Here is a 13336-nt window from a genome sequence, read left to right on the forward strand (position 1 = left end):
CGCGTCGCGGGGAGTTTAAAGGCAAAATGAAGGAGACTGGCGTCAGCCTCGGCGCACCCCGTTGACCCAGACATCGCTGATGGCGCGGTCGTCGCCCATCATGATTGTGGCGAAAAGCTGATCCCATATGCTGTGCGCATTGTCGCTGCGCTGCTTGATCGCGGGGGTGGAGGCGAGGTCGAGCACGGTGATATCAGCCTCGAACCCTTCAGCGAGCGTGCCGATCTTTTCGTGCAGATGCAGGCTGCGGGCAGAGCCGGCGGTGGCAAGCCACATCAACTGCGCCGCATGGGTGGGGGTGCCGCGCAGCTGGCCGATCTCGTAGGCCGCAGCCATTGTGCGCAGCATCGAGAACGACGACCCGCCGCCGGTGTCCGTGGCCAAGCCAATCGGTATCTGGCGCGTGGCGAGATGCGCCATGTCGAACAGTCCCGATCCGATGAAGGTGTTCGAGGTGGGGCAATGCACCACCGATGCGCCGCTTTCGGCAAGGCGGTCGACCTCGCGCGGGGTCAGGTGGATGGCGTGGCCAAAGACGGCGCGATCGCGCACCAGCCCGTGTTCCTCGTAGGTGTCCAGATAATCGCGAGCGTGGGGCACAAGGTCTTGTACCCAAGCGATCTCGTCGACCTGTTCGCTCAGGTGGGTCTGCATCAGGCAGTCGGGGCGCTCAGTCCAGAGCGCACCCAAGGCTGCGAGTTGTTCCGGCGTCGAGGTCGGGGTGAAACGGGGCGTAATCGCATAGCTGGCGCGGCCTTTGCCATGCCAGCGGTCGATTAGCGTCTTGCTGTCGTCATAGGCCGATTGCGCCGTATCGCGCAGCCCGTCGGGGGCGTTGCGGTCCATACAGGTCTTGCCCGCCACGATGCGCTGGCCACGTTCTGCCGCCGCGTCGAATATCGCGTCGACGCTGGTGGGGGCGATGGTGGCGAAAGTGCAGACGGTAGTCGTGCCGTTGGCCAGGGTCAGATCCAGATAGCGCCCGGCGATGTCGCGGGCATAGGCGGGGTCTGACAGGCGCATTTCCTCGGGGAAGGTATAGCTGTTGAGCCAGTCGATCAGCCGTTTGCCCCAGCTCGCGATGATGGCGGTCTGCGGATAATGCACATGGGCGTCGACAAACCCCGGGCAGATCAGCCGGTCGCCATAGTCCTTCACCGTTGCCTGCGGGTGCGCCTTGCGCAGGTCGTCGGCGCGGCCCACGGCCTTGATCTGCGCGCCCTCGATCAGCACGCCGCCAGCGCTGTCGATATGGACCGTCTCCTCCCACGGGTCAGAGAGGGGATTGCCCGTGAACCGGAGCGTTTGGCCGAGGAGAAGTGTTTGTGTTTTCATGCCGCCTGTCTAACCGCAGCCTGCCGTGCCGACAATCCGATAGCGCAGGGTTCCGCGCCATTGTATCCGCGCTGTGGCACGCTTATGGTCTGCGCAAAATCGCAAGTGGGGGCAGCCATGGTTGACGACGCACAGGAACTTGAACTCTCCCCCGACGCCGAGGATGAAGGCGAGGCATATCGGCTGAACAAAAAAGCCGTCGCGTCCATTCTCTATGCGGTGGAAATTGATGACGCCGCCAAGCTGACTGAACTGATGGAGCCGCTGCACGCGGCCGACATCGCCGACCTTCTGGAACAGATCAGCGCCTTTGAACGGACCAAGCTGATCCGGCTGTATGATCGCGAGTTCGATGGCGAGATTCTGTCGGAGCTCGACGAATCGATCCGCGAGGAAGTCGTCGCGATCCTGACGCCCGAGGTGCTGTCAGACGCCGTGCGCGACATGGACAGCGACGATGTTGTCGATCTGATCGAAGACCTTGAGGATGCGCAGGCCGAGACCATTCTGGGGGCACTGGAAGATGCGGACCGGGTCGCTGTCGAACAAGCGCTGACCTATCCCGAATATTCCGCTGGTCGTTTGATGCAGCGCGAAGTTGTCATGGCCCCCGAACACTGGACCGTGGGCGAGGCGATTGATCACCTGCGCGCCACGCCCGAGGAAGACCTGCCGGACCAGTTCTATCACATTGTCATGGTCGATCCGCGGTTGCACCCTGTTGGCAATGTCACCCTTGGCAAGCTGATGCGGTCCAAACGCGCCACCCCCATGCGCGACATTCTGGAGGATACGTTTCAGGTCATTCCCGCCCTGCGGGACGAGGGCGATGTCGCCTACGCGTTCAACCAGTATCACCTGATCTCCGCGCCCGTTGTCGATGACGAGGGGCGTTTGATCGGGGTGATCACCATTGATGACGCCATGTCGGTGCTGGACGAGGAACACGAAGAAGACATCCTGCGTCTGGCCGGTGTTGGTGAAGGGTCGCTGTCTGACCGTGTGATCGAGACAACCAAGCAGCGGTTGCCCTGGCTGGCGGTGAACCTGGTGACGGCCATCGCGGCCTCTATGGTGATTTCGCAGTTCGAGGCGGCGATCGCGCAGATCGTGGCGTTGGCGGTGTTGATGCCCATCGTGGCCTCCATGGGGGGGAATGCCGGTACGCAAAGTCTGACCGTGGCCGTGCGCGCCATCGCGACCCGGGATTTGACCGGATCGAATGTCTGGCGCGTGATCCGGCGTGAATGTCTTGTGGGACTGGTGAACGGCCTGATTTTCGCGATCATCATGGGGATCGTCGGTATTCTGTGGTTCGGGTCACCCGCGCTTGGCTATGTGATCGCGACGGCAATGGTGATTAATATGGTCGTGGCGGGGCTTGCGGGGACTGGCATCCCGATCCTGCTGGAACGTTTTGGCGTGGATCCGGCCCTTGCCTCTGGTGCTTTTGTGACGACGGTGACGGATGTCGTGGGCTTTTTCGCCTTTCTGGGGCTGGCGGCGGCGGTCTTGCTGTGACGGATATGGCGGCGGTCAAGGGGGCAGCGCGCAAGGCGGCCTTTGCCCGTCGCAAGCCGCTGTTTGATGGTGCCAACGCCGCGCAAGCCGGCTATCTGAGCGAAGTGCTCGCGGGGTATCGCGGCGTACCGCTGTCCGGTTTTCTGCCCATACGCACAGAGATTGACCCGCGCCCCGCCATGGCCGAGGCGGCAGCCCACGGCCCCGTGGGCGTGCCGGTGATCATGGGCGCAGCGCAGCCTTTGCGGTTTTCGCGCTGGACCCCGGATACCCCTTTGGTGGACGGTGCCTTTGGCGCTCAGATCCCCGCAGTCGAGGATTTCTTTGACCCGGAAATCGTGATTGTACCGCTGTTAGCGTTCAACCGCGCTGGCGGGCGTCTGGGGTATGGCGGCGGGTTTTATGACCGGACGCTGGAACAGCTGCGTGTGCGGCGGGCGACCTTGGCGATCGGTTTTGCCTTTGCGGGGCAAGAAGTTGACGATCTGCCGCTTGAACCCACCGACCAGCCGCTTGATCTGATCGTGACAGAGACGGGCGTGATCGAGATCGCCTAGGCGCGCCCGCACCCCGCGCGCAAAAACCGCAGCTCCGCCCCTTGCCCTCCGGCGCTGCGCAGCCTAACGCTTGGGGCATGAAAATACTCTTCCTCGGCGATGTCATGGGCCGCGCGGGCCGCCGCGCAATCAGCGAAAACCTTCCCCGTCTGCGGACGGAATGGAAGCTGGATTTTGTGGTGGTGAACGGTGAAAACGCCACCTCTGGGATGGGGCTGTCTGGCAGCCACGCCAAAACGCTGCTGGACGCAGGGGCCGATTGTCTGACCCTGGGCGACCACGCCTTTGACCAAAAAGACATGCTGAGCTTTATCGAACAGGAGCCGCGTGTCATCCGGCCGCTGAATTTTTCGAAAAACGCACCGGGCAAGGGCGCGCGTCTGTTCACCGCCAAGAACGGGCGCAAGGTGCTGGTCACCCAAGCGCTTGGTCAGGTCTTCATGAAACGCCCCTTTGACGATCCGTTCTCGGCGCTTGAACCCGTGCTCAAGACGCACCCTCTGGGCGGCATGGCATCGGCGGTGATTGTCGATATGCACTGCGAGGCGACCTCGGAAAAGATGGCGATGGGGCATTGGTGTGATGGCCGCGCCAGCCTTGTTGTGGGCACGCATACCCATGTGCCTACGTCTGACGCGATGATCCTGCCGGGCGGGACGGCCTATCTGACAGATGCAGGCATGACTGGCGATTACCATTCGGTGATTGGCATGGAGAAGACGGAGCCTTTGCGCCGTTTCATCACCGGCATGCCCAAAGACCGCTTCACCCCCGCCAACGAAGAAGCGACCCTGTCCGGCGTCTATATTGAGACCGACGACCGCACCGGCAAGGCGACCCGTATCGTGCCCGTGCGTCAGGGCGGCAAGCTGCAGCAAAGCGCGCCCTGACCGCGTCGCCGCTGGCACGCTTAAACCCGTATCCGGAATATCGCAGGGCAGGCGCATCTGACGCTTGCCCCAAGGCGACGCTTGCCGTGGACGTTGCAATCAACGACACTGCAGTTTGATTTTCATCTGCCCAAGGCCGGATATACCTGAATGGACTTTCTAAACCTGTCGGATAGCACCTCTGCCATCCTGGCATTGACCGTCGTTGTGATCATGTTTGTCATGTTCTTGCGCGAATCTCTCCCGACCGAGGTCGTGGCCCTGTCAGGGGCGGCCATCATGCTGGCGCTTGGTATCTTGCCCTATGACGATGCGCAGGCGGTGCTGCAGAACTCTGCCCCCTGGACCATTGCCGCGATGTTCATCGTGATGGGCGCGCTGGTGCGCACGGGGGCGCTGGATGTGCTGACGCGGATGGCCGAACGCTATGCCAAGACGCATCCGAAAACGGCGGTGGTGGGGGTGATCATAGCGGTCATGGCGGCCTCGGCGGTGATGAACAACACGCCCGTGGTGGTGGTGATGATTCCGGTCGTGGTGCAGCTCAGCCAGACGCTTGGCACCAAAGCCTCCAAGCTGCTGATCCCGCTGAGCTATGCGGCGATCATGGGCGGCTCCCTGACGCTGATCGGGACCTCGACCAACCTTCTTGTGGACGGTGTCGCACGGTCGCAAGGGCTTGAGCCGTTTGGCATTTTCGAAATCCTGCCCATCGGTCTGGTCGTCTGTGCCTGGGGCCTGATCTATATGGCCGTGGTTGCGCCCAAACTGCTGCCCGCGCGCGACAGTATGGCGAATATGCTGTCCGACCGCTCAAAGATGAAATTCTTCACCGAAGCCGTGATCCCGCCCGACTCCAACCTGATCGGGCGCGAGGTGCTCGACGTGCAGCTGTTCAAACGCGAAGGCGTGCGGCTGATCGACGTGGTGCGCGGCGATCAGTCGTTGCGCCGCGATCTGGCCAGTGTCGAACTGCGGGTCGGCGACCGTGTGGTTCTGCGCACCCAGATGACCGAGCTGCTTAGCCTTCAGGCCAATAAAGAGCTCAAGCGCGTCGATCAGGTCTCGGCGGTGGAAACCTCGACCGTAGAGGTGCTGATCACGCCGGGCTGCAAGATGGTGGGTCGCACGCTCGGGGCGCTGCGTCTGCGCCGGCGCTATGGGGTATACCCTTTGGCGGTACACCGGCGGAACCAGAACATCGGTCGTCAGCTTGACGACCTCATCGTCAAGGTCGGTGACACGCTGTTGCTTGAAGGCGCGATGGAGGATATCCAGCGCCTTGCCTCGGATATGGATATGGTCGACGTCTCGCAGCCGTCGGCACGGGCCTTCCGGCGTGGACACGCCCCGATCGCCATCGCGGCGCTGGTGGGGATCGTGGTCTTGGCCGCGCTGAACGTCGCGCCGATCTTGCTGCTGGCGGTGCTTGCTGTGGCGCTGGTGCTGGTCACGGGCTGTATCGACGCGGAAGAGGCCTTCAGCTTTGTCGATGGCCGTCTGCTGGCACTGATCTTCTCGATGCTTGCGGTCGGGGCGGGGTTGCAAAACTCCGGCGCGATCAGCCTGATCGTTGACAATATCGCGCCCTTCCTCGGCACGCTGTCGCCTTTCTATGTGATCTTCGCGGTGTTCCTGCTGACGACAACCCTGACAGAGATCGTGTCGAACAACGCGGTGGCGGTGATCATGACCCCGATTGCCATCAGCCTCGGGTCCGCGCTTGGCATGGACCCGCGCCCCTTGGTCGTGGCGGTGATGATCGCGGCGTCTTGCGCCTTTGCCACCCCCATCGGCTACCAGACCAACACGCTGGTCTATGGCCCGGGCGGCTACCGTTTCACAGACTTCATGCGCATCGGTATTCCGCTCAACCTGTCGATGTCGCTGCTCGTCTCCATGATGATCCCGCTCTTCTGGTAGCGCCGAACCCGCGCTTCCAAATGGCAAATATCCCGGGGGCCCGGGGGCTGGCCCCCGGCACCTCCAATGGGTGGGTGCCCTAAAGCGGCCAGAATACCAGAATGGCCGGAATGGACACCGCGACGACGATGATCTCAAGGGGCAGCCCCATGCGCCAGTAATCGCCAAAGCTATAGCCCCCGGGCCCAAGGATCAGCGTGTTGTTCTTATGTCCGATGGGCGTCAGGAACGCGCTCGATGCGGCGACGGCGACCGCCATCAGGAACGGGTCGGGCGAGACACCAAGGCTCGTCGCCATCTGGATGCCCACGGGGGCGGCGACGATGGTGGTGGCGGTGTTGTTCAGCACATCCGACAGGGTCATGGTGACCAGCATCAGCACCGTCAGCACCACCCATGCGGGCAGCCCTTGGGTCAGCCCGACAAGCGCGCCGGCAATCAGCTCCGTCCCGCCAGAAACTTCAAGCGCAGCCCCCAACGGGATCATCGACCCCAGCAAAACGACGACGGGCCATTCGATATGGGTGTAAAGCTCCGACAGCGGGACGATCCGCGCCAGCACATAGGCGATTACGACCAGCCCCAGGGCGACGGGCAGGTAGACCAACCCAAAGCTCGCCGCCGTGACTGCGCCGCCAAACAGGCCGATCGCCAGCCAGACCTTGTGATTTTCGGTCACTGCCAACCCGCGGTCAGCAAGGGGCAGCACGCCCAGCCATTCGACCACATGGGACGCGGTATCGCGCGGCACGAGCAGCAGCAGAATATCACCCACCTGCAGCTCGGTCTTGCGCAGTTGCGAGGTGATGCGTTTGCCGCGCCGCGATACCCCCAACAGCACGGACCGTTGCCGCCACGACAGGCCAACCGCCTGAGCCGACCGGCCGTTCAGGCGGGAATCGCTGGTGACCACGACCTCGATGATCTCTACCCCTTCGCCATCGGCGCGCAGGCGGTCTTCGCGGTCGGCGTCGGCGACATGCAGGTCTAGCGTGCTGCGGAATTCGTCCAGCGCGTCGGGCGTCGCCTCAAGCACCAGCGCGTCGCCTGCGCGCAGGGGCAGGTTGCGTGACTGGCCGTAGCGGCGCTTGCCGTCCCGGATCACCCCCAGCATGGCGACATCGGCCTTCTCGGCTGCGTCCTGAAGCTCTGCCAGACGTTTCCCGATCTGGGCATTGCCTTCGGGAATTGTCAGCTCTGCCAGATAGGGGGACAGGTCTTCGGGGCCCAGAACGTTGTTTTCGCGCTGCGGGATAAAACGCCAGCCGATCAGCGCGACAAAGGCCAGCCCCGCCGCCGCTGCAATCCCGCCGACAGGGGCGAAATCAAACATGCGAAACGGTGCGCCAAGGGATTCCTGTCGGATCGAGGCGATGATGATATTAGGCGGCGTCCCGATCAGCGTCGCCATGCCGCCAAGGATCGTGGCAAAGCTCAGCGGCATCAGGCTCAATCCCGGGGATCGTCCGGCTTTGCGGGCGGTCTGGATGTCGACCGGCATCAGCAGCGCAAGGGCTGCGACGTTGTTCATGAAGGCTGACAGCACCCCGCCGATGACCCCCATCAGCGTGATATGCCCGCCAAGGCTACGCGAGGCATCGACCAGCGTGCGCGTGATCAGCAACACCGCGCCAGATCGCGTCAGCCCCGCCGATACGATCAGCACCAGCGCGACCACCAGCGTCGCAGGGTGACCAAAGCCCGCAAAGGCATCCTTGCTGTCGACCACCCCCAGCACCACGGCAACCATCAGCGCAGCAAAGGCGACAAGGTCATAGCGGAACCGCCCCCACAAGAGCATGCCAAACACGGCGGCAAACAGGGTGAACAGGATGATTTGATCGGTGGTCATGAGCGTACCTTGCGTGAACTGCGACCAAAGCCCTAGCAGCCGCCCGTGCGCCTGTCTGCCCCAAACCCAGCCATACCGCCCGCGTGCGCGGTGGCTTGTTCAGGCGCGTGGCCTGCCGTATAGAGAGCCAACCGAGAATTTTAGCATGTGAGGTCACCATGGCAGGTCACTCAAAATGGGCAAATATCCAGCACCGTAAGGGCCGTCAGGACAAACTGCGCGCCAAGGTGTTTTCCAAGCTCTCCAAAGAAATCACCATCGCGGCGAAGATGGGCGAACCCGATCCGGACAAGAACCCGCGTCTGCGTCTTGCGGTGAAAGAGGCCAAGGGCCAGTCCATGCCCAAGGACAACATCGAACGCGCGATCAAGAAAGCCGTCGGCGGCGAGGGCGAGGATTACGAAGAAATCCGCTATGAAGGCTACGGCCCCAATGGTGTTGCCGTCATCGTCGAGGCGATGACCGACAACCGCAACCGCACCGCATCGACCGTGCGGTCCACCTTCACCAAGAACGGTGGCAATCTGGGCGAGACAGGCAGCGTCGGCTTCATGTTCGACCGTAAGGGCGAAATCACCTATCCCGCCAGCGTTGGCGATGCCGATACCGTCATGATGGCCGCCATCGAAGCCGGTGCGGAAGACGTCGAAAGCTCGGATGACGGGCATGTGATCTGGTGCATGGATACCGACCTGAACGATGTCAGCACCGCGCTAGAGGCCGAGTTGGGCGAATCCGATAGCACCAAGCTGGTCTGGCGTCCGACCACCACGACCGAAATGGATCTGGAAGGGATGGAAAAGCTGATGAAGCTGATTGACGCCCTGGAAGACGACGACGACGTGCAGCGGGTCACCGCGAACTTCGAAGCCTCTGACGAGGTGATGGAGCAGCTGTAACACTTACGCCCCGCCAGTGATCAATGTCGCGGCGGGGCTTTGCTTTGGCGGGGGCAGGCGTTTGCGTCACACCCCCGCAAGACATAAAAAAACCGCCCCTGGCTTAGCTGCGGGGCGGTTTTTTTATGTCAGCTTTTGGGGCCGAATTTATCCCAAAAGGCGCGCCATGCGAAAAAGACCACACCACGCTGGTTTGGCCGAGGTTTCGCGCACGCGCTGCTGCGAGATAGAGGCGAGGACGCGTTTGACATCGTTCAGGTGCCCCAAGGCCTTTGATCCGCCTGCGCTTGCCTGAACGCTCAGGATCTTGGACTGTGTGTGCAGGGCTGCTTCGATAAGCGCCAATTCATCTTGGCTGATTTCCAGCTTCTGTTTGTCGTCGAACATGACATTATTCCTTGGTTGTATGCGGGTCAGATAGGCGCTGTATCTGTGGTTCGCTAGTAGTAACGGGCCCAATCACGCAAATGTTTCGCGGCCGCAACAATAAAGTTGGGGTTGCAGGGGATGAAAATTTATTTTTGGGTGGGGTCCGGCGGTGCATCTTGCCCGAGACCGGCTTAGATTCCCGACGGAGCTTTTGACATATGACCGCCTTTTTCCCCGGCTTTGCCTTGGGCCTGACCTTGATTCTGGCCATCGGGGCGCAGAACGCCTTTGTCTTGCGCCAAGGCTTGCGGTTGCAGCATGTGTTTTGGGTCTGCCTGACCTGCGCCTTGTCGGATGCGGTGCTGATTGCCGCAGGGGTGGCAGGGTTCGGTGCACTGGCAAGCGCGGTGCCGTGGTTTGAAACGCTGATGCGCTACGGCGGGGCGGCGTTCCTGATCTGGTACGGTTTTCAGAACGCCCGCTCGGCTTGGCAGGGCGGCCATGCGCTGGCCGCTGACGGGGCTGCGCAAACCAGCCTGCGCCGCACGATCCTGACGCTGCTGGCCCTGACCTGGCTGAACCCGCATGTCTATCTGGATACCGTCGTGCTGCTGGGGTCCATCGCCGCGCAATATGAAAGCCGCCTTGCCTTCGGGGCAGGTGCGGTCACGGCGAGCTTTGTTTTCTTTTTCAGCCTGGGCTATGGCGCGCGCCTGTTGGGGCCGTTTTTCAGCAAGCCGCGCAGTTGGCAAATTCTGGATGGTGTGATTGCGCTGACCATGTGGGCGATTGCTTTGAAACTTCTGCTGATGTGACCTTGCCCTTGGGGAAGGGTTGGGGAATGTTGCGTCCATGACAACTGCACATCCCCAAAGCCCCGTCACCGGTATCTTCTGGATGGTCGTGACCGGCCTGTGTTTCATCTGCGTGACCGCCCTGGTCAAACATATGGGCCCGCGCCTGCCGTCCTCCGAAGCTGCATTTATCCGTTATGGCTTTGGCTTGGTGTTCCTGCTGCCCGCGATTGGCGCGCTGCGCGAGGCAAAGCTGTCACGCCGCCAATGGGCGCTTTTTTCGGTACGCGGCGGGCTGCATGGGGTGGGCGTCATCCTGTGGTTCTACGCCATGACCCGTATCTCTATCGCCGAGGTGACGGCGATGAACTATCTTGCGCCGATCTATGTCACCATCGGGGCCGCGCTTTTTCTGGGCGAGAGCTTGGCCCTGCGCCGTATCATTGCGGTCGTGCTGGGGCTGGTCGGGGCCGCGATCATTCTGCGACCGGGGTTTCGAGAGCTGACCGGCGGGCATTTCGCGATGCTGATCGCGGCGGTGGTGTTTGGTGGGGCCTATTTGCTGGCCAAAGTGCTTGCGGATGAGGTGCGTCCGTCGGTCGTCGTCGCGATGATGTCGCTGTTCGTGACGCTGTTTCTGGCCCCCTTCGCGCTTGCCAACTGGATTACCCCCACGTGGGAGGAGATCGGAATCCTCGCCGCTGTCGCCTGTTTTGCAACCGCAGGTCACTATACGATGACGCTGGCTTTTGCCGCAGCACCGCTGACGGTGACCCAGCCGGTGACCTTCCTGCAACTGGTCTGGGCCACGGCCCTTGGTGCTATCGTCTTTGCTGAACCCATTGATATCTGGGTCGTTCTTGGCGGGGCGGTGATCCTTGGGTCGGTGACCTTTATCACATGGCGCGAGGCGATGCTGAAACGCCAGATCACGCCCGCCACGCCGGCGACCAAATTCTAGCAACACAATTTGCCAGATCGTGACTAAACCTTGGGTTGATCCGCTCTCAGGTTTTTATTGACTTACTAGTCAATCAACGTAGTTTTGATGGCCAGATGCTATCAACCTACTAAGGATTCTTTATGCCCAAAGTCGGAATGGAGCCTATTCGCCGCGACGCATTGGTCAAAGCGACGATTGCCGAAATCGGTGCGGCGCAATCACTGGATGTAACGGTCGGGCAAATCGCGCGCCGCGCGGGGATGTCCTCGGCGTTGGCGCACCACTATTTTGGCGGCAAGGACCAGATATTCCTCGCGGCCATGCGCTATATCCTGACGGAATACAGCACCGAGGTCCGTCGCGAGCTGCGTCTGAACAAATCCCCCCTGGGACGGGCCGAGGCGATCATCCGCGCGAGCTTTGACGAAAGCTATTTCGATCCGGCAACGGTCAGCGCCTGGATGACGCTCTATGCTTCCTCGCGGACCAATACCGAAACCTACCGTTTGCTGGTGGTGTATCAAAAGCGGCTGCGGTCGAACCTGACCTATGCGCTGCGCCCGATCTCGGATGATCCGGCCGGGGACGCCGATACGCTGGCCGCCCTGATCGACGGTCTTTACCTGCGTGCCGCCTTGTCGGACGAAGGCAGCGCCCGCGCCGCCAGCGACCGCGCCCTGTCGGTGCTGCATATGCTTGTGGGAGCCAAAGAATGACCCAGCCCAATATCCTTATCCTGATGGTCGACCAGTTGAACGGCACGCTGTTTCCCGACGGCCCCGCCGACTGGCTACATGCCCCGAACCTCAAAAAGCTGGCGGCGCGGTCGACGCGGTTCAAGAACGCCTATACCGCCAGCCCGCTATGCGCGCCGGGGCGTGCGGCGTTCATGTCGGGGCAGCTCCCGTCGGCCACAGGCGTCTATGACAACGCGGCAGAGTTCGCGTCGAGCGTGCCCACCTACGCCCACCATCTGCGGCGTGCGGGCTATCAGACCTGCCTGTCGGGCAAGATGCATTTCGTCGGCCCCGATCAGTTGCACGGGTTCGAGGAACGCCTGACCACCGATATCTACCCCGCCGATTTCGGCTGGACGCCGGACTATCGCAAGCCGGGGGAACGCATTGACTGGTGGTATCATAATATGGGGTCGGTGACCGGCGCAGGTGTGGCGGAAACCAGCAACCAGATGGAATATGACGACGCCGTGGCCTATGAGGCGACGCGCAAGATTTACGATCTGTCCCGCGGTCTGGATCCGCGCCCGTGGTGCCTGACCGCCAGCTTTACGCACCCGCATGACCCCTATGTCGCGCGCAAGAAATACTGGGATCTGTACAACGATTGCGACCACCTGCTGCCCGAGGTGCCCGATCTGGGGTATGAAAATCAGGACAACCATTCCAAACGTATCTTTGACGCGAACGACTGGCGCAGCTTTGACATCACCGAACGCGACATCACACGTTCGCGTCAGGCTTACTTTGCCAACATCAGCTATCTTGACGACAAGATCGGTGAGATCCTTCAAACGCTTGAAGACACGCGCCAAGAGGCGATCATCATCTTCTGCTCGGACCACGGTGATATGCTGGGCGAGCGGGGGCTTTGGTTCAAGATGAGCTTTTTCGAAGGCTCGTCCCGCGTGCCGATGATGATCGCCGCCCCGCAGATGGCACCGGGCTTGCAGACCACGCCGGTCAGCAATATCGACGTTTGCCCCACCGTCTGTGATCTGGCAGGCGTTTCAATGGACGAGGTGCAGGAATGGACCACAGGGCAATCGCTGGTGCCCATGGGGCAGGGGGTGGAACGCACCGAACCCGTCGCGATGGAATACGCGGCAGAGGCGTCTTACGCGCCGATGGTGTCACTGCGCTACGGCAAGTGGAAGTTCAACCGCTGCGCGCTTGACCCTGACCAACTGTTCGATCTGGAAACCGATCCGCACGAACTGACCAACCTTGCGGAAGAACCTGCCCATCAGGGCACGCGGCTCACCCTGTCGGCCAAGGCCGACGCCCGCTGGGATCTGGCCGCGTTCGACGCAGATGTCCGTAAAAGTCAGGCCCGCCGCTGGGTCGTCTACGAGGCGCTGCGCAAGGGCGGGTACTATCCGTGGGATCACCAGCCGCTGCGCAATGCGTCAGAGCAATACATGCGCAACCACATGGATCTGAACGTGCTGGAAGACAACAAACGTTTTCCGCGCGGCGAATAGAACGACTGCCCAAGGGGTGCGGGCAACCAAAC

At 61.8% G+C, this 13336-nt stretch carries 12 protein-coding genes; 9 read left to right on the top strand and 3 right to left on the bottom strand.

The window, feature by feature from the left end:
* Positions 1-42 precede the first annotated feature (42 nt).
* Positions 43-1335 carry a guanine deaminase gene (guaD, locus tag GLP43_RS06940; RefSeq protein ID WP_237278743.1) on the bottom strand — a complete coding sequence of 431 codons (1293 nt, stop codon included), beginning with the start codon at positions 1333-1335 and terminating at the stop codon, positions 43-45.
* Between the two features lie 117 nt (positions 1336-1452).
* Here guaD and mgtE point away from each other — a divergent pair, with 117 nt between their 5' ends.
* The 4 genes from mgtE to GLP43_RS06960 all read left to right on the top strand — a co-directional run bounded on the left by mgtE (position 1453) and on the right by GLP43_RS06960 (position 6226).
* Complete coding sequence (gene mgtE, locus GLP43_RS06945) at positions 1453-2856, top strand: magnesium transporter (RefSeq protein WP_005852296.1); 1404 nt, start codon at positions 1453-1455, stop codon at positions 2854-2856.
* Complete coding sequence (locus GLP43_RS06950) at positions 2853-3413, top strand: 5-formyltetrahydrofolate cyclo-ligase (RefSeq protein WP_237278744.1); 561 nt, start codon at positions 2853-2855, stop codon at positions 3411-3413. Before mgtE ends, GLP43_RS06950 begins: the two co-directional genes overlap by 4 nt.
* A 77-nt stretch (positions 3414-3490) precedes the next feature.
* On the top strand, positions 3491-4303 hold the full coding sequence (locus tag GLP43_RS06955) for a TIGR00282 family metallophosphoesterase (protein ID WP_237278745.1): 813 nt from the start codon (positions 3491-3493) through the stop codon (positions 4301-4303).
* A gap of 150 nt (positions 4304-4453) precedes the next feature.
* A complete protein-coding gene (locus tag GLP43_RS06960; protein ID WP_237278746.1) occupies positions 4454-6226 on the top strand; it encodes an SLC13 family permease in 1773 nt (590 codons plus the stop codon).
* A 79-nt stretch (positions 6227-6305) separates the two neighbouring features.
* Here GLP43_RS06960 and GLP43_RS06965 read toward each other — a convergent pair whose 3' ends face one another.
* Positions 6306-8078, bottom strand: a complete 1773-nt coding sequence (locus GLP43_RS06965; protein ID WP_237278747.1) for an SLC13 family permease — start codon at positions 8076-8078, stop codon at positions 6306-6308.
* 158 nt (positions 8079-8236) lie between these two features.
* Between GLP43_RS06965 and GLP43_RS06970 the strand changes: the two genes are divergently transcribed.
* Entirely contained in the window at positions 8237-8977 is a 741-nt protein-coding gene (locus GLP43_RS06970; RefSeq protein ID WP_005852303.1) for a YebC/PmpR family DNA-binding transcriptional regulator, read from the top strand.
* A 147-nt stretch (positions 8978-9124) separates the two neighbouring features.
* Here GLP43_RS06970 and GLP43_RS06975 read toward each other — a convergent pair whose 3' ends face one another.
* Positions 9125-9364 carry a hypothetical protein gene (locus GLP43_RS06975; RefSeq protein WP_237278748.1) on the bottom strand — a complete coding sequence of 80 codons (240 nt, stop codon included), beginning with the start codon at positions 9362-9364 and terminating at the stop codon, positions 9125-9127.
* A gap of 200 nt (positions 9365-9564) precedes the next feature.
* Here GLP43_RS06975 and GLP43_RS06980 point away from each other — a divergent pair, with 200 nt between their 5' ends.
* The 4 genes from GLP43_RS06980 (at position 9565) to betC (ending at position 13304) form a co-directional block, all read left to right on the top strand.
* Positions 9565-10161 carry a LysE/ArgO family amino acid transporter gene (locus GLP43_RS06980; protein WP_237278749.1) on the top strand — a complete coding sequence of 199 codons (597 nt, stop codon included), beginning with the start codon at positions 9565-9567 and terminating at the stop codon, positions 10159-10161.
* Between the two features lie 37 nt (positions 10162-10198).
* Positions 10199-11101, top strand: a complete 903-nt coding sequence (locus GLP43_RS06985) for a DMT family transporter (RefSeq protein ID WP_237278750.1) — start codon at positions 10199-10201, stop codon at positions 11099-11101.
* A 122-nt stretch (positions 11102-11223) separates the two neighbouring features.
* Complete coding sequence (gene betI / locus GLP43_RS06990; protein ID WP_237278751.1) at positions 11224-11799, top strand: choline-binding transcriptional repressor BetI; 576 nt, start codon at positions 11224-11226, stop codon at positions 11797-11799.
* Positions 11796-13304 (top strand): choline-sulfatase, encoded by a 1509-nt coding sequence (betC, locus tag GLP43_RS06995; RefSeq protein WP_237278752.1) that lies wholly within the window; start codon positions 11796-11798, stop codon positions 13302-13304. Before betI ends, betC begins: the two co-directional genes overlap by 4 nt.
* Positions 13305-13336: the final 32 nt, after the last annotated feature.

Source organism: Sulfitobacter sp. M39 (assembly GCF_021735935.1).
In the GTDB taxonomy this organism is placed as follows: Bacteria; Pseudomonadota; Alphaproteobacteria; order Rhodobacterales; family Rhodobacteraceae; genus Sulfitobacter.